The following is a 19,682-nucleotide window of genomic DNA, read 5'->3' as shown; positions in this document are numbered from 1 at the left end:
ATATGGTTTCATATTTTCGGTGGTGAATGATCTGACAGGCCGCCTACCACTCCCCTTTTTCCCACAATGCATCGGCCAGATCGTCATCACAGCGGGACGGCCGCAGCGGCATCACCGACACACGACCATCACGCAGTGCCACCACGTCGGATTGCGGGTGATCAATGGAATCCGGATCACGCTCAAAGGAGAGCCAGTGATAGGACAGATTGCGGCCGTCGCGGCCAGCCATCAACCGGGCCCGGCGAATGCTGCCGGGAACCTGGCGGGTGATACGATTACCCTTGATCTCCGCCGGCGGCAGATCGGGAAAATTGATGTTCCAACAGCAATCCCCGGCATGACGTTCCCACAATTGCCGGATCAGCTCCGCCGCCAGCTCGCTCACTGGCGTGTAATCAATGGCATCCCGATCCAGAAACGCCTGGCTCAAGGCCACGCCGGGCAGCCCCAGATGGGCCGCCGCCAGCACCGCGCCAACCGTACCGGAATACATCACCGAGTCACTCAGATTGGCGCCGCAGTTGACCCCGGACAGCACCAGGTCCGGCGGCGTTTCCTCCAGCCATTCGGCCATGGCGAACAGGACACAATCCGCCGGCGTGCCGGAAACCGCATAGCGGCGCTCACCGTGATGATATACCCGCAAAGGACTGTGCAGCGAAATACTCTGCCCCACCCCGCTTTGATCATGCTCCGGCGCCACCACCCAGACCTCCTCGGCCAGTTCCGCGGCGATCGCCTCGGCCACTTTCAGACCGGGGGCGTCGATGCCATCGTCATTGGTAAGAAGGATACGTTGGAAGGGCTTCATGGTGGCTCCTGTGTTGTCCGAATTCTTGTTTACCGTCCGCGCCGCCAATGTTGTACGGCCGGCGTGAAGCGATGATGACGCTCGCCGATCGGGCTATTGGTGCATGCGGGCGATTTGCCAGCCGCGCTCGGCCATCAGTCCGGCCCGCTTACCGACTTCCAACGCGTCACGATTGCTGGCGTTGCCCTGCAGGGCCCGGGCATAAACCCCCTGCAGGATCGCCGCGGTGCGGAACAGCGCGAAGGCCAGGAATACCGGCCAGTCGCTGATGCCATCGCGGCCACAACCGCGACAGTAACGCTCCAGCAATGCACGCTCATCGGGAATACCGCGCTCGCTCAGATCCAGACCGTCCAGACCGCGTACCCCTTGAATACCGTGGGGCAGATGATATGGCAGACAGAAGTAAGCCAGATCAGCCAGCGGATGACCAATGGTGGCCAGCTCCCAATCCAGCACCGCCACTACCCTCGGCTGATCCGGCGCCAGCAGCAGATTGCCCATGCGGAAGTCACCGTGAGCAATGGCGGCACTGTCGTCCTCGGGAATGTGCTCCTCGAGCCAGTCGATCAGGTTGTCCATGGCCGGCAGGTCGTCGGTCTTCGAGGCCTCGTACTGAGCCCGCCAGCGTTTCACCTGGCGTGCCACATACCCTTGAGGACGTCCAAAATCCTCCAAACCAGCGGCCTTGTAATCAACGCTGTGCAGCTTGGCCAGCGTGTCCACCATGGCCTCATAGACAGCACGGCGTTGCTGATCAGTGGGCAGGCATTCCAGCAGCGGCTCGGAAAATACCCGTCCGGGCACGAAATCCATGACGTAAAAGCTGGTGCCAATGACGTCATCGTCCTCGCAGAGAGCACGCATGGTCGGCACCGGCACGTCGCTATGCTCGCCCAATGCCTTCATCACCCGGTATTCGCGGTCCACCTGATGCGCCGAGGGCAACACCTTACCCGGCGGCTTCTTGCGCAGAACGTAGCGGCGCTCGCCACTTTCCAGCAGATAGGTGGGGTTGGACTGTCCGCCCTGGAACTGTTGCACCCGCAACGCCCCTGCCAACAGCCCGGCCTGATCCAGATACCGGGACAGACGGGATTCATCGAAACGATGGGCCTCAAGGACCGGCACCAGTTCCGGTTGACCTTCCATAAGGAACCTCAAAAATCGCTTAGCGTTTGCCTCTAACGCCGGTCGCGGTCCGCAAAAGCAAATGCGGCGCGCCCGCGGCCATCAACAAATGGTCTCGCCACCGTCCGCCACGATGGTCTGGCCGGTTACGTAAGCACTGCCGGCACTGGACAGGAACAACGCCACCCCGGCGATATCCACCGGATCGCCGATACGACGCACCGGCGTGCGCTCCTCGGCACGCTGACGGCGAACCGGATCTTCCACCAGAGCCTTGGCGAAATCGGTGCGCACCAGCCCCGGAGCAATGGCGTTGACACGAATATTCTTTGGTCCCCACTCCACCGCCAGGTTACGGGCCAGAGCCGCTTCCGCCGCCTTGGAGACGCCGTAGGTGCCAATCACGGCGTTACCGCGCAATCCGGCGATGCTGGAAATAATCACCACATTACCACCGCCGTTCTCGGCCATGATCGGCAGCACCCGGTTGCACAGCCAGAAAGTGCCCTTGACGTTGGTGTCGAGAATCTTGTCCCAGGCCTCGTCGCTGACTTCCGCGGTAGGGCCGTAAACCGGATTGGTGGCGGCGTTACAGACCAGAATATCGATCTTGCCAAAGGCGGCCAGGGTTTCATCCACCAGGTTCATCAAATCGTCCTTGCGGCCCACGTTACAGGGCACGGCGATGGCCTCGTGACCTTCCGCCTTGATCGCCTCGCACACCTCATGGCAAGGCTCCGGCTTGCGGCTGGAGATCACCACCTTGGCGCCGGCGCGGGCCATTTCCTCGGCGATGGCTTTACCGATACCCCGGGTGGAGCCGGTGATCAGAGCGACTTTTCCCGTGAGATCAAACAGTTTACTCATCGTTATTCTCCTGTTCCGTTGGCGGTAGCGGCGGGCACCGTAATCACAGGCCGGGATTCACGGACCTGTCCCTTCGGGAGGGCACAGAATGTGACATGCGCCCCTGATCGCGTCAATTATTTCGGAACCACGTTTCGAAATCAGAAGGAAGAATCAAGAAGGAGAATCCGGGCATCCGGAAATGGAGGGGCACAATTTCAGTGTATTCAGATAGCAGTCCACATGATGGGCCGCTTCCTGCTCGAGATCAAAGGTCTCCGGCACCAGCAACCAGACATAAAGAAGGCCGCACACTTGCACATGCAGCAAGGTCACGGCACGCTCGATGTTCAGGCTTTCGGGCAGTTGCCCGCGCTCAATGGCACGGCCAAGGATGATTCGCATGGATTTGGAGGCTTCCAGGAAGGATTCCTTCTGGCGGGTCATCAGAGGATCAGTTTCCACAGTAAATTCACATTTTTGGAATATGATCTCCAATACCCGCCGACGGCTCGGATCACGGACGGTTTCACAGAGCACGTAGATCAGGAATTCCCGCAAACGCCCCAGCGGATCCTTCTCTTCAGGGTGCTCCGCCCGCTGCGCCAAAGCCTCGAGCGGCAAACGCTTTCGCTCCAACATGGCGGCAAAAACATCATGTTTGTTTTTGAAGTGCCAATAAATGGCACCACGAGTGAACCCCGCGGCGCCGGCGATGTCATTCAAGGAGGTCCTCGATACGCCCTTTTCATGAAAGACGCGCTCCGCCGCGTCGAGTATCTGCTCACGGGTCTCCTGAGCTTCCGCCTTGGTGCGCCTCATGGCCGGACTCCTGTGATCTCGCTGGAGGGAGAACTATACATACATCTACGAATGTATGTATACTCTTTTCGCTTTTGTGCAATTATCGGGTATCCGCGCTTTCTCGCCGTAACGGAAGCAACCAAAATTCATTGATTTTCATAGGAAACCGAGGTTTCTATGCGCGCACGATCGGTCCATTTTTCTGTCCTTTTCTTTTTTGCCCTCGCCCTGACCGCCTGCGGAAACGACACGCCTCAGCAGCAAGGTGCCGGCGGCGCGGCGCAGGTGGGTTTTATCACGGTTAAACCGGAACCTTACACCGTCGTCAACGAACTGCCCGGCCGCACCACTCCCTACGAGGTGGCGGAGATCCGCCCTCAGGTAAGCGGCATTATCAAGGAGCGTCTGTTCGAGGAAGGCGCCGAAGTTGAGGTCGGACAGGTGCTCTATCGCATCGACGATCGCCAGTTCAAGGCGGCACTCGCCAGCGCCCAAGCGGATCTGGCCAGCGCCCGCGCCACCCTGGAGTCCAACCGGTTGCTGGCCGAGCGCTATAAGAAACTGGTGGAAGCAAACGCGGTGAGCCGTCAGGAATACGATAACGCCCAGGCCAGTCTGGCCACCAACAAGGCGCAGATCGCCGCCGCCCAGGCCGCGGTGGAAACCGCCCGCCTGAACCTGGACTACGCCAGCGTCAAGGCGCCGATTTCCGGACGTATCGGCCGCTCCAGCGTCACCGCCGGCGCCCTGGTCACCGCCAACCAGAGCGAGGCGCTGGCCACCATTCGCCAGTTGGATCCGATCTATGTGGACCTCACCCAATCCGCCCGAGAGTTACGCCAACTGCGCGTGGCCATGGAAAGCGGGCAGTTGGAACAGGTCGGCGAGGACAAGGCGCGCGTCACGCTGGTGCTGGAAGACGGCACCGAGTACGGCCAGAACGGGACGCTGCAGTTCTCCGAATATGCCGTGGATGAGAGCACCGGCTCGATCACCCTGCGCGCCCTGTTCCCCAATCCCGACGGCGACCTGCTGCCCGGTCTGTTCGTGCGCGCCAAACTGCCCCAGGGACAACGCGACAACGCCATCCTGGTACCGCAGAAGGCGGTCACCCGTGATCCGCAAGGCACCGCCAGCGCCCTGGTCATCGGCGACAACAACACGGTGGAAAAACGTCAGGTGGAAACCGTGCGCACGGTGGGTAACCGCTGGTTGATCGGCGACGGCCTCGCCGCCGGCGACAAACTGATCGTCGACGGCCTGCAGAAAATCGGCCCCGGAATGCCGGTGGAAGGTGTGGACGTCGAGGCGCAACAACAGCAAGCGCAGCAAACCCAGGCCCAGGACAACGGCCCGAACAACGCCAACGCCGAGTAATCGGGGAGCAACATGGCCAACTTCTTTATTGATCGACCCATTTTCGCCTGGGTGATCGCCATCGTTCTGATGATGGCGGGCGCCCTGGCGATCAATACTTTGCCGGTGGAACAGTACCCCACCGTGGCACCGCCGGAAGTCACCATCGAGGCCACCTACCCCGGGGCCTCGGCGAAAGCCGTGGAAGATTCGGTGACGCAGGTCATCGAGCAGCAGATGAACGGTATCGATAACCTGCTGTACATGTCCTCCACCAGTGATTCCTCCGGCAACGCGCAGATCATCCTGACCTTCGCCGCCGGTACCGACCCGGATATCGCCCAGGTCCAGGTGCAGAACAAACTGCAACTGGCCACCCCGCGCCTGCCCCAGGTGGTGCAGCAGCAGGGGGTGCAGGTGAGCAAGTCCTCCGACACCTTCCTGATGGTGGTGGCGTTCAATTCCAAATCCGGTGAACTGGATAACGCCGCCCTCGCCGACTATGTGGCGGCCAACATCCAGGATCCGATCAGCCGGGTGCAGGGCGTCGGTACCACCCAGTTGTTCGGTACCCAATACGCCATGCGCGTCTGGCTCGACTCCCAGAAGATGACCGAGTTCGGCCTGACCGCGGGGGATGTCACCCAGGCGATCACGGTACAGAACAACCAGATCACCGGCGGTCAGATCGGCGGTAACCCGGCGGTGGAAGGCCAGCAGTTGAGTGCCTCCATCATCGTGCAGACCTTGCTGCAAACCCCCGAGGAGTTCGGGCGGATTCTGCTGCGCGTCAACGACGACGGCTCCCAGGTACGCCTCAAGGATGTCGCCAATATCGAGTTCGGCAAGGAAAGCTACGATATCACCGGGCGCTACAACGGCACCTCCGCCACCGGCCTGGGGATCAACCTGGCCACCGGCGCCAACGCCCTGGATACCGCCGAACGGGTGAAGTCCACGCTCAACGATCTGAGCCAGTTCTTCCCCGAAGACATGCAGATGGATTTCCCCTACGACACCACACCGTTCGTGGAAATTTCCATCATGGAGGTGGTGAAGACCTTGTTTGAAGGGATTCTGCTGGTGTTCCTGGTGATGTACCTGTTCCTGCAGAATTTCCGCGCCACGCTGATCCCCACCATCGCCGTGCCGGTGGTGCTGCTGGGGACCTTCGCGGTGCTGTTCGCCTTCGGCTTCTCGATCAACACTCTGACCATGTTCGGCATGGTGCTGGCCATCGGTCTGTTGGTGGACGACGCCATCGTGGTGGTGGAAAACGTGGAACGGGTGATGGCGGAAGAGGGTTTGCCTCCCCGTGAAGCCACGCGCAAATCCATGGGCCAGATCACCGGCGCGCTGGTTGGTATCGCCCTGGTGCTGTCCGCGGTGTTCATTCCCATGGCGTTCTTCCCCGGTTCCACCGGCGCCATCTATCGCCAGTTCTCCATCACCATCGTTTCGGCCATGGTGTTGTCGGTACTGGTGGCACTGATCCTGACGCCGGCGTTGTGCGCCAGCATGCTCAAGCAGCAGGACGCCTCCCATGAGGACAAGAAAGGCTTCTTCGGCTGGTTCAACCGTAACTTCGACCGTGCCAGCCATGGCTATCACAACAAGGTGGAGAAAATCCTCGGCCGCCGTGGCCGCTACCTGTTGATCTATGTGGCCGTGGTGGCGGTGCTGGCGTTCACCTTCACCCGCTTGCCCACCGCCTTCCTGCCGGAAGAGGACCAGGGCATCATGCTGGCGCAGGTACAGCTGCCGGTCGGGTCCACCCAGGAGCAGACCATCGAAGTACTGAAGAAAATGGAGCATTACTTCCTGGAGGAAGAAAAGGACGCGGTGCAATCCATCTTCACCGTGGCCGGCTTCAGCTTCGCCGGTCGTGGCCAGAACTCGGGCATCGCGTTCGTCCGTCTGCGGGACTGGGAGGATCGTGATCTCAGCACCAATGGCATTGACCAGATCATCGGCCGCGCCATGGGTTACTTTGGTGGCATTCGCGAGGCGATCATTTTCGCCTTGAACCCGCCGTCAATCCCCGCTCTCGGGGTGGCCAGCGGTTTCAACTTCCAGCTCCAGGACCGTGGCGGCCTCGGCCATGACGCGCTCAACCAGGCCATGGGCCAGTTGCTTGGTCAGGCCAACCAGGATCCATCGATGGTACAGGTGCGTTACAACGGCCTGCCCGACGCGCCGCAGTACAAGGTCGACGTGGATCATCTGAAGGCGCAGTCCATGGGCGTCTCCATCGCCGACATCAATAACACCATGTCGGTGGCCTGGGGCTCCACCTACGTCAACGACTTCCTCGATCGCGGACGGATCAAGCGGGTCTACGTCCAGGGTGACGCGGAAGACCGCATGCTGCCGGAGGATATCGGCACCTGGTACGTGCGCAACAGCGATAACCAGATGGTGCCCTTCTCCAGCTTCGCCACCGGCGACTGGCAATACGGTCCGCAACAGTTGCAACGCTACAATGGTGTCTCCTCGGTGAACATCCAGGGCAACGCCAGCCCCGGCTTCAGTACCGGTGACGCCATGACCGCGCTGGAAGGTCTGGCGGCGAATCTGCCGGAGGGCTTCGGCTACGAATGGACCGGACTGTCCTACCAGGAACGCCAGTCCGGCAACCAGGCGCCGGCGCTGTATGCCCTGTCACTGATCGTGGTGTTCCTGTGTCTCGCCGCCCTGTATGAGAGCTGGTCGATACCGTTCGCGGTGATGCTGGTGGTGCCGCTGGGTGTGATCGGCGCGGTCCTGTTCTCGCTGGGCCGGGGCCTGGAAAATGACGTCTTCTTCCAGGTTGGTCTGCTCACCACCATCGGGCTATCGGCGAAGAACGCGATTCTGATCGCCGAGTTCGCCAAGGATCTGGAGGACCAGGGCTACTCGTTGTGGAAAGCCACGCTGGAGGCCACACGCATGCGGCTGCGTCCGATCCTGATGACCTCCATGGCGTTCATGCTCGGGGTGACACCACTGATGCTGAGCAGCGGTGCCGGCTCCGGCGCCCGAAACGCCATCGGTACCAGTGTGTTTGGCGGCATGTTCACCGCCACCGCCCTGGCCATTTTCTTTATTCCTTTGTTCTACGTGGTGGTTCGTAAACTGTCCGGCGTGCCGTTGAACGGCAAAGGCGACCGTAACGAGCCGTCCGAGGAGACCCGCGGATGACATTGAAACCCGCTTCCATGGCGTTGGCCGTCGCTCTGGCCCTGAGTGGCTGTACGCTGGCGCCCAGTTATGAACAGCCCCCGTCCCCGGTGCCGGATCAGTTCCGTGAAGGCGCCGACGCCACGCAGGTCACTCTGCCCGGCTGGCGGGATTTCTTCGCCGAACCGGAACTGCAACAGCTGATCCAGACCGCCCTGGCCAACAACCGGGATCTGCGGCTGGCCATGCTGGATGTGGAAGAGTTGCGCGCCCAGTATCGGATTCAGCGTGCCGATCTGTTTCCCGATATCGGCCTGAACGGCACCGGCACCCGGCAACGGGTGCCCGGTGACCTGAGCAACACCGGCGAGAGTCAGGTGCAGAGCCAGTACGGCGCCAATGTGGGCATCTCCGCCTACGAGCTGGATCTGTTCGGCCGGGTGCGCAGTCTCAAGGACGCCGCCTTGCAGAATTATCTGGCCAGCGAGGAAGCCCAACGCAGCGCCCATATCACACTGGTATCGGAAGTGGCCAACGCCTATCTGACATTGGTGGCGGACCGGGAGAACCTGCGCATCAGCGAGGAGACCATGGAGGCCTATCGGTCGTCCCTGGACCTGACCCAGCGCCGTTTCGACCTGGGTGTCGGCTCCGAGCTGGAACTGCGTCAGGCGCAGACCGCGCTGGAAACCGCCCGCGCCAATCGTGCCCGCTTCGCCCGTCTGGTGGCCCAGGACCGTAACGCCCTGGCCACCCTGGTCGGCGCGCCGCTGCCACCTCTGCCCAACGATAATCTGGAGGCCTCCGGGCTGGTGGAATTGTCGGATGTGCCTTCCGGGCTGTCCTCCAACGTGCTGCTGGCACGCCCGGATATCATCCGCGCGGAGCACTTGCTGCGTGCGGCCAACGCCAACATCGGCGCGGCGCGGGCGGCGTTCTTCCCGAGCATCTCCCTGACCGGGACCTTTGGTACCAGCAGTGCCGAACTGGACGGATTGTTCGAGAGCGGCTCACGCAGTTGGTCGTTCTCACCGAGTATTTCCCTGCCAATCTTCACTGGCGGACGCAACCGCGCCAGCCTGGACGTGGCGGAAGTGCGCCGGGACCAGAGCGTCGCCACCTATGAACAAACCATCCAGACCGCCTTCCAGGAAGTCTCGGATGCGCTGGTGGCCCGGGAGACTCTGTTGGAACAGGAAATCGCCCAGCAGGCCCTGGTGGACGCCACCCGCCGCTCACTGGAACTGTCCCAGCAACGCTACGAGCTGGGCGCGGACGACTACCTGGCGGTGCTGGACGCGCAGCGCAGTCTGCTTACCGCCCGTCAGGAACTGGTGTCGATCACCCTCAGCAAGCTCGCAAATCAGATCACTCTGTATCGGGCCCTGGGCGGCGGCTGGCTGGAAGATCAGGCCACTGTGATCAACACCGCTCCGGAGCAGGAAGACAGCGACACCTCCGGCACACAAGGTTGAGCGTACTTGCCCGGCGCGAACGCGCCGGGCCTTTCCTTGCCTGTTCCCTTCTCTCTTCGTTCTAGTTCCTGAACCAATCCCCCGCGCACGACTTTCGTGCCACCCATCAGGTCACCACGGTCTTAAGACGCCTTCCCGACCAAAGCGGGATTCGCAGCCGCCCGCCACTTTCCATACTGCCCGCTCCGAACGACGCAAAAAACATGGAGCGAACCATGCACAACAACAAAAGGCTGCCCCTTACCTGCGCCCTGCTGGCATCCCTTGCCGGTGCCGGCGCCCAGGCGGAAATCAAACTGCACGATGACAATCGGACCACTTTTTCCACCGATGGCTACATCAATGCCTTCTACGTACACAACGACGTGGACCGCCCCGGTGATCAGTTCGACCGGCGCCAGTCCCGGGTGAAAATGGGATTCTTGCCGAACTGGATCGGCTTCAATTTTTCCCGCCAGGTCGGCGACCTGAAACTCGGGGCCCGCTCCTCGTTCTGGGTCACCATCAACGACAGTGAAACCAACGGCACCGAAACCGGCATCGATGTGCGCCAGTTTTATGGCACCATCGACGGCGGTTGGGGCCAGGTGTTGATCGGTAAGGACTTTGGTCTGTTCGCCCGTTCCAACATTCTCCGCGACGAACTGTTGTCGGGTTTCGGCCAGGCCAGCGATACCCTCGGCCTGATGGACGGTAGCGGTGTGTCCTTTGGCAATATCGGCACCGGTTATCCCTACCCTTTCCCCAGCGCGCAGATCACTTACCGCAGCCCACAACAACATGCCCTGAAAGTCGCCGTGGGTGTTCTCGATCCCTATGACAGCAACGAAGTCGGCGGAGCCGGCAAGGCCTACCAATCAGCACCGCGTTTCGAAACGGAAGTAAGCTACCAGACCAGCCTCGGCGCCACTGAACTGTACGCCTGGGTTAATGGCGCCTATCAGACCTCGGAAAACACCGACGGTAGTGTCGAGGATGTGACCTCGCGGGGGCTGGGCTATGGGGTTCAGGCCAAACTCGGCGACACCTCCCTCACCGCTTCGGGCTTCAATGCCGAGGGTATGCATCCCCTGTTCTCCAACAACCTGGGGCAAGCTAACCTGAAGGAGATCGACAGCAAGGGGTACCTGCTGCAAATCGGCCAGCAGATCGATAAATTCCGGCTGGCCCTGTCCTACGGCCGTAGCGAGGACGATGGCAATCTTCTTGGCGGTGAAGCTGACTACGAAAACAAAGCCGTGCTGCTCAGTTACGCGGTCAATGACAATCTGAAACTGCTGGGTAATTTCAGCCGCTTCGAAATTGATGACAAACAGGCCGGCGAGATTGAATCCACCGATACCCTGGCAGTGGGGGCCGCACTCTCCTGGTAGATCCGCTGAGCGGATCCATTCCACTGTGCCATTTGGCCGCCCTTGGGGCGGCCTTTTTTATCAGCGCCGTGGGTATAATTTCGGAGACAGCTACAAGGCCGCCGTGGGCGCTGGCTTGCTGGCCAATTCCGCTCCTCCGGCGTTGCTACTCGCTTGCAGGCAAGCTGCCCAGCGGCTTCCTGCTCATGGCACCAACACCGCCGCGCCGGTGAGACGGCCGGCGCGAAGATCGTCCAGCGCCTCGTTGGCCTCATCCAGCCGATAGGTCCGGGTCGCGACCTCGATACCCGCCTGCGAGGCAAGGCGCAGAAACTGCTCGCCATCTTCCCGGGTCAGATTGGCAACGGAACGGATCACTCGTTCACCCCATAAATCAGCGTAGGGAAACCTCGGAATATCGCTCATATGAATGCCGCCACAGACCACCACGCCGCCTTTGCGCACCGCGCGCAGAGCCAGGGGCACCAAAGCGCCCACCGGAGCGAAAAGAATGGCCGCGTCCAGTTCCACCGGTGGCGCTTGATCTGATCCACCGGCCCAGGCTGCCCCCGTTTCCCGCGCGAACGCCTGAGCGACGGTATCGCCAGGACGGGTAAACGCGTAGATCTCACGTCCCTGCCAGCAAGCAAGCTGGGTCAGGATGTGCGCCGCCGCGCCGAAACCGTAGAGCCCCAAACGCGGCGCCTCCCCGGCCATTCGATAGGAGCGGTAGCCAATCAGGCCGGCACACAGCAACGGCGCCAGGCTGACGGGATCGGGTTCTTCCGGCAAGGCAAAAGCATAGTCCTGTGAGGCCACGCAATGTTCGGCGTAACCTCCGTCAAGGGTGTAACCGGTGAACCCGGGCGTGTCACAAAGATTCTCCTGGCCCGCTTCGCAATAGCGGCATCGTCCACAGCTGTGTCCAAGCCAGGGAATACCAACGCGCTGCCCCAGAGAAAACCTGCTGCCGCCCGGCCCCAATTCCACCACCCGACCGACGATTTCGTGGCCGGGAATCAAAGGGAGCTTGCCCCCCGTCAACTCGCCGTCCACCACGTGCAGATCGGTGCGGCAGACACCGCAGGCTTCGACCTGAAGGCGCAGCTCGCCGGTGCCGGGACGGGCTGCCGGGCAATCGATCAATTCGAGCGGTCCGCCGATCTTTCGCAAGCTCATGGCTCGCATGGGAACCTCCGCTGTTATTGGAATACCACACCCATGATCCAGTGTAGTGCAAGCGGGGGCCTTGATCGCAATCAAGCAACGGTAGAGGGGGGGGATGGACAGGAAAAGCGGCGGCACCGGCGGAGAGGTCGGGAGAACGTATCCCCTTCCCCTTCCGCCGGCTTATCCGTTGGCTTCAGAAGAAGCCAAGCGGGTTTACGTCGTAGCTGACCAGAAGGTTCTTGGTCTGTTGGTAGTGATCCAGGATCATCTTGTGGGTTTCCCGGCCGATACCGGATTTCTTGTAACCGCCAAAGGCGGCGTGGGCCGGATAGGCATGATAGCAGTTGGTCCAGACCCGGCCGGCCTGAATACCGCGGCCCATGCGGAACGCCACGTTGATATCCCGGCTCCAGACCCCGGCACCGAGACCGAACTCGGTATCATTGGCGATCGCCAGCGCTTCCGCCTCGTCCTTGAAGGTGGTCACCGCCACCACCGGGCCGAAGATTTCCTCCTGGAATACCCGCATCTTGTTATGGCCCTTGAGCAGGGTCGGCTGAATATAGAAGCCTTCGCCGTGTTCACCTGCCAGGGATTCGCGATCGCCACCGGCCAGGAACTCGGCGCCTTCGCCGCGGGCCACTTCCATGTAGGACATGATCTTGTCGAACTGCTCCTGGGATGCCTGAGCGCCGACCTGGGTTTCGGTGTCCAGCGGATTGCCACGCTTGATCGTGGCGATGCGTGCCACCACCCGCTCCATGAAGTCGTCGTACATGCTTTCCTGGATCAGCGCCCGGGACGGGCAGGTGCAGACCTCGCCCTGGTTGAAAAACGCCAGCACCAGCCCTTCCACCGCCTTGTCGATGAATTCCGGCTCGGCATTGAGGATGTCGGCGAAGTAAATATTGGGCGATTTGCCGCCCAGTTCCACGGTGGAGGGAATGATATTCTCCGCCGCGCATTTGAGGATGTGTGAGCCCACCGGCGTGGAGCCGGTGAAGGCGATCTTGGCGATGCGCTTGCTGGTGGCCAGAGCCTGGCCGGCTTCGTCGCCAAAGCCGTTGACCACGTTCAACACACCCGCCGGCAGCAGATCACCAATCAGTTCCATCACCTTGAGAATCGACACCGGAGTCTGTTCCGCCGGTTTCAGCACAATGCAGTTGCCCGCCGCCAGCGCCGGCGCCAGTTTCCAGGCGGCCATGAGGATCGGGAAATTCCAGGGGATGATCTGCCCGACCACACCCAACGGCTCGTGAAAATGATAGGCCACGGTGTTGGCGTCGATATCCGCGAGCGTGCCTTCCTGGGCGCGGATACAGCCGGCGAAATAGCGGAAGTGATCCACCGTCAGAGGGATATCGGCGTTGAGGGTTTCGCGCACCGCCTTGCCGTTATCCCAGGTTTCCGCCACCGCCAGGGACTCCAGGCTGCCTTCGATGCGGTCGGCGATTTTCAACAATATATTGGCGCGCTCGGCCACCGAGGTTCGTGCCCAGGCCGGCGCGGCGCGGTGAGCGGCGTCCAGCGCCAGATCGATGTCTTCGGCGGAGGAGCGGGGCACCTGACAGAACACCTTGCCATTGACCGGACTGATGTTGTCGAAGTACCGGCCCTTAACAGGAGCCACCCACTCACCGCCAATATAGTTTTGGTAGCGCTCCTTGAAGGAGACCAGGGCGCCCTGACTACCGGGATTGTCGTAAATCATAGCCGTACTTCCTCGCTTTTTTATGCTGATCCTGAGTTTTTCCGCCACACTCTCGAGCGGACTGTCTGGATATTCAGATTAGTGCCGCGCCGGTAACGCCCGCATGCTACCAAGGTACTAATTCGCCCCTTATTTGGTCGTATCCGGTTCCGCCCACAGCAGCGCTTCCTCATAGTCGGCGTAGAAATGGCTGACACTGCGGGTCAGCTCGTAACGCACCAGCGCCATGCCGGCGAAGCGTTCCGGTAACGGTGCCTGGATCACCTCGTTACGGGTGGCGCCGCGAGCCGCCCCCCCGGCGAGACGCCCATCCAGCCAATCCAGATAGTCGAGGGTCTCTTCGATGGGCGAGCCGTCCCGGGACACCGGACCATGGCCCGGCACCAATGTCTTAAATTGCAGGGCACGCAGTTGTCCGAGCTGCTCCCGCCAGATGCCAATCCCCGGGGAATGCGGTGTGGTCGGTGCCCGGCGGTGGAATACCAGATCACCGGTGAACAACACCCCGGTGGCGGGATCGAGTACCACCAGGTCGGCGCCGGAATGGCCGCTGAAAGCAAACAATTGCAACGGATAGGCGCCAAAGCGGCCCTCGCCTTGCTGTACGGACCGGGTTGGCAGTACCGTTTCGGTGCCGCGCACGGCGTCTCCCAGCCGTTGATAAAGCGTGGCGCGAAAGCTGTCGGCGTCCCGCTTCAGGGCGGCGCGGGTGGCCGGCAGCGCGGAAATTTCCGCGCCCTCGAAGGCCTGGTTGCCGAACACATGATCCGGGTGATGATGGGTGTTGATAATCCAGCGCACCGGCTGGTCGGTGACGGTGGCGATGGCCGCCCGCAGCGCCCGGCCATAATTCAGGGTGCTGCCGGTATCGATGACGATGACGCCATCACCGGTGGCGATGAACGCGGCGTTGGCGATATCACCGCCATTGTCCTCGGAGAGTTCCTCGCGCCGCCCTTCCACTACCCAGGTGCGCTCCGCCACGGCCACCGGTTTCAGCTCATACTCGAAGGCCAGCGCGTACCTAGGTGGTAAAAGGACGGCCCCCAACGCCAGCACGACAAACAGCGCCATCTTCGCCAGTCCGGGCCGGACCGCGCCGTCAAGGAATGGCATGGTCGAACTCATTGCCATTGTTGTCGCGGGCCTGGAACCGGTAGCTGGCGTCGGAATCCCCCTTGAGCGTCAGTGCCAGCTCCGGGTTTTCGCTCACAGAGGCTTGCCAGGCCATGGTCGCCGCCGGTTCGCCGTCACGAATGAACGCCACCTGTTCCACGTAAAACGGCCGGGTACTTGGAATCAGGCCGCTGTCCATGGGATGCGACAGTTTGACTCGCACCCGGCTGCCTGGCTCGTGGTCAAAACGCCGGGCCATGATCTTGCCAAAATCCCTGGACCAGTTGTCCTCGGTCTTGGCGATACCAGGCGTGGTACAACCCCCGCCCTCCCCTTCGATGCGGGTGCCGCCCACGTGCCAGACGCCATCGCTGAGTACCGCCACCCGCACCGCCGAGGACTGCTCCAGACGCACGTTGATGGAAAGGTTGGCCAGACCATCACTCAGTGGCCGGTAGTCGAACACCAGGGGGATCGGATTCAGTTCCACCCACAGCAGCATGCGTTGGAATCGGCCATTGAAAGCCGAGGCGTCCACATCAATGGGAACCTGCCCGGAATCCTCCGCGAAGGCCGGCGCCTGAACGCGAACCCGCTGATCGAAACGCACCGGCGTATCCCCGAGAAAACGTTCGCGGTAGCGCTCCCACATGAAGGAATCCAACGGGTCTTTTTGCGCTTCCGCGGTGATGCCCGGGGATGCGCAAAACAGCATCAGCACCGCCAACAGCGGCCGCAGGTAACCGGCCATGGCCATCCCTCCCTTGTTCACCGGATACTCAGTTGCCGCCGGTGGTTTCCAGGCTGACGGTTTCCAGCCAGGTACGGATCGCCCATAGCGCTTCCTGGCTGAGATAGTTAGCCATCGGCGGCATCAGCACCCGACCGTTACGGCTGGCGCCGTTGATCACGCGCTCTTTGTACCACTCGTCACCGTAATCGCCGTTTTCCAGCTCACGCAGATCCGGAGCGATACCGCCGGATTTCGCTTCCAGGCCATGGCAAGCGGCGCAGTTCTGGTTATAGGCGGACTTGCCCACATCCACCGCCAGTTCGTGTTGCGGATGCGATTCCCGGTAAGGGTTGGTATCACGCCACTCCTCGCCCAGCTCTTCCAGGCCTCGGATGTTGACCGACTGCGGCGTGACATTGCCGTGCCCCCAAGCCAGACCGGCCAGGGACAACAGGGAGGTGAGGGTGAGAATAAACATTGTTCTGGTCATTGTCGGGATCCTTCAGATCGCTGATTGCAATACGGCGGTAAAGCGCGAAGCCGGCTCAAAGGCCTCACATCGCATTTCAATCTAGCGATCCGTCCGCCATCGACCTACTCGTCCTTGGACCAAACCTGTCTACATCCTTGGTACTAGACCCAATTGGCTAGATTTCTCGGCCTGGTGTCGGTAGCGGCCAATCGCGCCCTCGGAGACTCTGAGCGCTGTCTTTATCCGCAGCGGGGCGGGAACACTCCGCGACCGATACCAACAAGCCGAGGAACAGGTATGAAAACAACAAGCCGCAACGCACCGTTTTCCGGAAAGGTCAAACGCCTTGCCGGCGCGGTTACCCTGGCCACCATGATCGGGGCCACCACGATCGGAGTAAGTGGCGCCGCGCATTCCGCCACCAAGACGGTAAGCTGGGAAGACATCGCCAATGATGCCGCCACCACCGACGACGTCCTGATGTACGGCCTGGGCATCCAGGCTCAGCGCTACAGCACACTCGACAACATCAACGCCGACAACGTCTCCATGCTGACACCGGCGTGGTCCTTCTCGTTTGGTGATGAGAAGCAGCGCGGACAGGAATCCCAGGCGCTGGTCCACGACGGCGTGATCTACGTCACCGGCTCCTATTCCCGCGTATTCGCCATCGACGCCCGCACCGGCAAGAAGCTGTGGGACTACGCCCATCGCCTGCCGGACGACATCCGTCCCTGCTGTGACGTGGTCAACCGTGGCGCCGCCATCTATGGCGACAAGATTTTCTTCGGCACCCTCGATGCCAGCATGGTGGCGCTGAACAAGGACACCGGCAAAGTGGTCTGGCGCAAAAAGTTCGCTGACCACAAAGTGGGTTACACCATGACCGGCGCTCCGACCATCGTTAAGGATCAGAAAACCGGAAAAGTTCTGTTGATCCACGGCTCTTCCGGTGATGAGTTCGGCGTGGTCGGCCGGCTGTTCGCTCGCGACCCGGATACCGGTGAGGAAATCTGGATGCGGCCGTTCGTGGAAGGCCACATGGGCCGCCTCAATGGCAAGGAGAGTACGCCCAGCGGTGATCCGCGCGCGCCGTCCTGGCCGGACGATCCCAACACCGAAACCGGCAAGGCCAAGGCCTGGAGTCACGGCGGCGGCGCCCCCTGGCAGAGCGCCACTTTCGATCCGCAAACCAATACCATCGTTATCGGCGCGGGCAACCCGGCGCCCTGGAATGGCTGGGCCCGCACCGCGCCCGACGGCGATCCCAAGGACTACGACAGCCTCTACACCTCCGGTCAGGTTGGCGTGGATCCGACTACCGGCGAGATCAAGTGGTTCTATCAGCACACACCCAACGACACCTGGGATTTCTCCGGTAACAACGAGATCGTGCTGTTCGATTACGTCGACAAGAAAGGCAAGCTCCACAAGGCCGGCGCTCACGCCGACCGTAACGGGTTCTTCTACGTCACCGACCGGGCCAACGGCAAACTGTTGAACGCGTTCCCATTCGTCGACGGTATCACCTGGGCCAAGGGCATCGACTTGAAAACCGGCCGTCCGATCGAGAACAAAGGCCAGCGGCCGGCACGCCTGAAGAAGGGTGAAACCCGCTCCGAAGTGGTGGAAGTGTCACCGCCATTCCTCGGCGGCAAGAACTGGAACCCGATGGCCTACAGCCAGGACACGGGCTTGTTCTATGTGCCCGCCAACCACTGGAAAGAGGACTACTGGACCGAGGAGGTGGAATACACCCCGGGATCCGCGTATCTGGGCATGGGCTTCCGCATCAAGCGCCTGTTCGATGATCACGTCGGTATTCTGCGCGCCATGGATCCGAAGACCGGCAAGGTGGTCTGGCAGCATAAGGAAGAAATGCCGTTGTGGGCCGGGGTACTGGCCACCAAGGGCAACCTGGTGTTCACCGGTACCGGCGATGGCTACTTCAAGGCCTTCGACGCCAAGAGCGGCAAGGAGCTGTGGAAGTTCCAGGTGGGCACCGGGATTATCTCCCCGCCGATCACCTGGGAAATGGACGGCGAGCAGTACATCGGCGTGACCGCCGGCTACGGTGGCGCGGTACCGCTGTGGGGCGGCGATATGGCGGAACTGACCCGGCCGGTCTCCCAGGGCGGTTCCTTCTGGGTGTTCAAACTGCCCAGCTTCGCCAAGGACATGGCGAAGAAATAACAACACCCGTCAGCGCGACAGGGAGCGGCGCCCGCGGGCGCCGTTCCCGTACCACAACAATAACACCGGCCCGGCGCAAGCCGGGCCCTGGGAGCATCTCATGGCACTGCGATCCAAACTTCTGCTCAGCAGCCTTCTGGTGGTCGCCGGCGCAATGACGTTGGGTAAAGCCCCGCGCGCCGCCGAAGACGACCTGTGGGCGCCGCCGGAACACAACGGCTGCGTTCTTGAAGCCCAGACCCATTGTCCCGGCGCGGACCTTTCCGGCGCCGATCTTGCCAACCTGGATTTACGCGGCGCCGATTTCAGCAACGCCAATCTGCGCGGCGCTGATCTGCGTCATACTGATCTGCGCGGCGCCAATCTGGAGCGCGCCGATCTGAGCGGCGCCGATCTGACACGCGCCACGCTGTACAGTACTAACCTGCGTTCGGCCAATCTGAGCCAGGCCAAGCTGGTGGCGGTACAAAGCTGGAATCTGTTCGCCCAGAATGCGCGCTTTGATGGCGCGGATCTCACTGGCGCGGATCTGCAGTTCGGCCGTCTCACCCGGGCCAGTTGGCAACGCGCCACACTGCGCGCCGCCAATCTGGAAATGGCCTGGATGAACAAGTCAAAACTGCAAAACGCGGATCTGCGCGATGCCAACCTGCAGGAAACCAAGTTGAACCTATCCACTCTGGAAGGCGCCGATGTCACCGGCGCGCGGCTGCGCTTCACCAACTTTCAGGGCACTTACATGAAGAACTGCAGCGGCTGCCCGCGGGACTGGTGACATGATCCGGCGCCTTCTGCTCACATTGCTCGTCGCTGCCGTCGTGCTGCCCGCCTTCGGCGACGACGGCAGCTTCAATGCCGAAGGTTATCGCCTACCGCCCTACCGTTCCCCTACTCCGAAGGTGGTGGAAGGCGCGGTAACGCTGAATACCGAAGCGCTGAAAGAGATGCTGTCGGCCAACCCGGATGCGGTGCTGATCGACGTCTACAATGTCGGTTACGCCAACGGCGGTTTTTTGCAGGACACTCCGCATTGGACACTACCCGGAGCAATCTGGTTACCCAACACCGGTAACACACCGCTGGAGAAACGCTGGCGGGACTATCTGTATCGGCATCTGCAACAGGTCACGGAAGACAACAGGGATCGCGCTCTGGTGTTTTTCTGCCGTGCGGATTGCTGGTTGTCCTGGAATGTGGCGAAACGTATCGCGGCCGATGGCTACACTTCGGTGTATTGGTATCGCAATGGCGTGGACGGTTGGCGGGAAGCCGGCGGCAAGGTGGAAGCGGTACGGCCGGAGCCGGTTGTTGGGGACGGGAACCCCTGACACGGCCCCGCCCTTGGCG

The 19,682-nt window shown here is 61.5% G+C and carries 16 protein-coding genes; 7 read left to right on the top strand and 9 right to left on the bottom strand.

Annotation, left to right across the window (positions count from 1 at the left end; genetic code table 11):
• Nucleotides 1-43: 43 nt before the first annotated feature.
• From surE to CRO06_RS15340, 4 genes are all read right to left on the bottom strand, one after another.
• On the bottom strand, nucleotides 44-814 hold the full coding sequence (gene surE / locus CRO06_RS15355; protein ID WP_022994060.1) for a 5'/3'-nucleotidase SurE: 771 nt from the start codon (nucleotides 812-814) through the stop codon (nucleotides 44-46).
• 93 nt (nucleotides 815-907) lie between these two features.
• Nucleotides 908-1,966 (bottom strand): phosphotransferase family protein, encoded by a 1,059-nt coding sequence (locus CRO06_RS15350; RefSeq protein WP_026948926.1) that lies wholly within the window; start codon nucleotides 1,964-1,966, stop codon nucleotides 908-910.
• An 81-nt stretch (nucleotides 1,967-2,047) separates the two neighbouring features.
• Complete coding sequence (locus CRO06_RS15345; RefSeq protein WP_097058805.1) at nucleotides 2,048-2,812, bottom strand: SDR family NAD(P)-dependent oxidoreductase; 765 nt, start codon at nucleotides 2,810-2,812, stop codon at nucleotides 2,048-2,050.
• Nucleotides 2,813-2,965: 153 nt separating this feature from the next.
• Nucleotides 2,966-3,613: a TetR family transcriptional regulator gene (locus tag CRO06_RS15340; protein WP_022994057.1), complete on the bottom strand. Its 648-nt coding sequence runs from the start codon at nucleotides 3,611-3,613 to the stop codon at nucleotides 2,966-2,968.
• A gap of 159 nt (nucleotides 3,614-3,772) precedes the next feature.
• Between CRO06_RS15340 and CRO06_RS15335 the strand changes: the two genes are divergently transcribed.
• From CRO06_RS15335 to CRO06_RS15320, 4 genes are all read left to right on the top strand, one after another.
• Nucleotides 3,773-4,972: an efflux RND transporter periplasmic adaptor subunit gene (locus tag CRO06_RS15335; protein ID WP_022994056.1), complete on the top strand. Its 1,200-nt coding sequence runs from the start codon at nucleotides 3,773-3,775 to the stop codon at nucleotides 4,970-4,972.
• A 12-nt stretch (nucleotides 4,973-4,984) separates the two neighbouring features.
• Nucleotides 4,985-8,131: an efflux RND transporter permease subunit gene (locus CRO06_RS15330; RefSeq protein ID WP_022994055.1), complete on the top strand. Its 3,147-nt coding sequence runs from the start codon at nucleotides 4,985-4,987 to the stop codon at nucleotides 8,129-8,131.
• Nucleotides 8,128-9,585: an efflux transporter outer membrane subunit gene (locus CRO06_RS15325; protein ID WP_022994054.1), complete on the top strand. Its 1,458-nt coding sequence runs from the start codon at nucleotides 8,128-8,130 to the stop codon at nucleotides 9,583-9,585. The genes CRO06_RS15330 and CRO06_RS15325 overlap by 4 nt, the downstream gene beginning before the upstream one ends.
• Nucleotides 9,586-9,800: 215 nt before the next feature.
• The gene (locus CRO06_RS15320) at nucleotides 9,801-10,958 is read left to right on the top strand and encodes a porin (RefSeq protein ID WP_022994053.1); all 1,158 of its coding nucleotides are present in this window, start codon (nucleotides 9,801-9,803) and stop codon (nucleotides 10,956-10,958) included.
• Between the two features lie 183 nt (nucleotides 10,959-11,141).
• Here CRO06_RS15320 and CRO06_RS15315 read toward each other — a convergent pair whose 3' ends face one another.
• From CRO06_RS15315 to pedF, 5 genes are all read right to left on the bottom strand, one after another.
• Nucleotides 11,142-12,125, bottom strand: a complete 984-nt coding sequence (locus CRO06_RS15315) for a zinc-dependent alcohol dehydrogenase family protein (RefSeq protein ID WP_097058804.1) — start codon at nucleotides 12,123-12,125, stop codon at nucleotides 11,142-11,144.
• Nucleotides 12,126-12,300: 175 nt separating this feature from the next.
• Complete coding sequence (exaC, locus tag CRO06_RS15310; RefSeq protein ID WP_097058803.1) at nucleotides 12,301-13,821, bottom strand: acetaldehyde dehydrogenase ExaC; 1,521 nt, start codon at nucleotides 13,819-13,821, stop codon at nucleotides 12,301-12,303.
• Nucleotides 13,822-13,950: 129 nt separating this feature from the next.
• Nucleotides 13,951-14,937, bottom strand: a complete 987-nt coding sequence (locus CRO06_RS15305) for a quinoprotein relay system zinc metallohydrolase 1 (protein WP_244902841.1) — start codon at nucleotides 14,935-14,937, stop codon at nucleotides 13,951-13,953.
• Nucleotides 14,924-15,688, bottom strand: a complete 765-nt coding sequence (locus CRO06_RS15300) for a quinoprotein dehydrogenase-associated SoxYZ-like carrier (protein WP_022994049.1) — start codon at nucleotides 15,686-15,688, stop codon at nucleotides 14,924-14,926. Before CRO06_RS15300 ends, CRO06_RS15305 begins: the two co-directional genes overlap by 14 nt.
• A gap of 28 nt (nucleotides 15,689-15,716) precedes the next feature.
• The gene (pedF, locus tag CRO06_RS15295; RefSeq protein ID WP_026948930.1) at nucleotides 15,717-16,160 is read right to left on the bottom strand and encodes a cytochrome c-550 PedF; all 444 of its coding nucleotides are present in this window, start codon (nucleotides 16,158-16,160) and stop codon (nucleotides 15,717-15,719) included.
• Nucleotides 16,161-16,514: 354 nt separating this feature from the next.
• Between pedF and CRO06_RS15290 the strand changes: the two genes are divergently transcribed.
• The 3 genes from CRO06_RS15290 (at nucleotide 16,515) to CRO06_RS15280 (ending at nucleotide 19,663) form a co-directional block, all read left to right on the top strand.
• On the top strand, nucleotides 16,515-18,335 hold the full coding sequence (locus CRO06_RS15290; RefSeq protein WP_097058819.1) for a methanol/ethanol family PQQ-dependent dehydrogenase: 1,821 nt from the start codon (nucleotides 16,515-16,517) through the stop codon (nucleotides 18,333-18,335).
• Between the two features lie 100 nt (nucleotides 18,336-18,435).
• The gene (locus CRO06_RS15285) at nucleotides 18,436-19,110 is read left to right on the top strand and encodes a pentapeptide repeat-containing protein (protein WP_097058802.1); all 675 of its coding nucleotides are present in this window, start codon (nucleotides 18,436-18,438) and stop codon (nucleotides 19,108-19,110) included.
• A gap of 1 nt (nucleotide 19,111) precedes the next feature.
• On the top strand, nucleotides 19,112-19,663 hold the full coding sequence (locus CRO06_RS15280; RefSeq protein WP_022994045.1) for a rhodanese-like domain-containing protein: 552 nt from the start codon (nucleotides 19,112-19,114) through the stop codon (nucleotides 19,661-19,663).
• Nucleotides 19,664-19,682: the final 19 nt, after the last annotated feature.

This window comes from Alloalcanivorax xenomutans, assembly GCF_900217905.1.
GTDB lineage: Bacteria > Pseudomonadota > Gammaproteobacteria > Pseudomonadales > Alcanivoracaceae > Alloalcanivorax > Alloalcanivorax xenomutans.
Note: the sequence above shows the minus strand (reverse complement) of the source record. Positions and strands in the feature narration are given on the sequence as shown.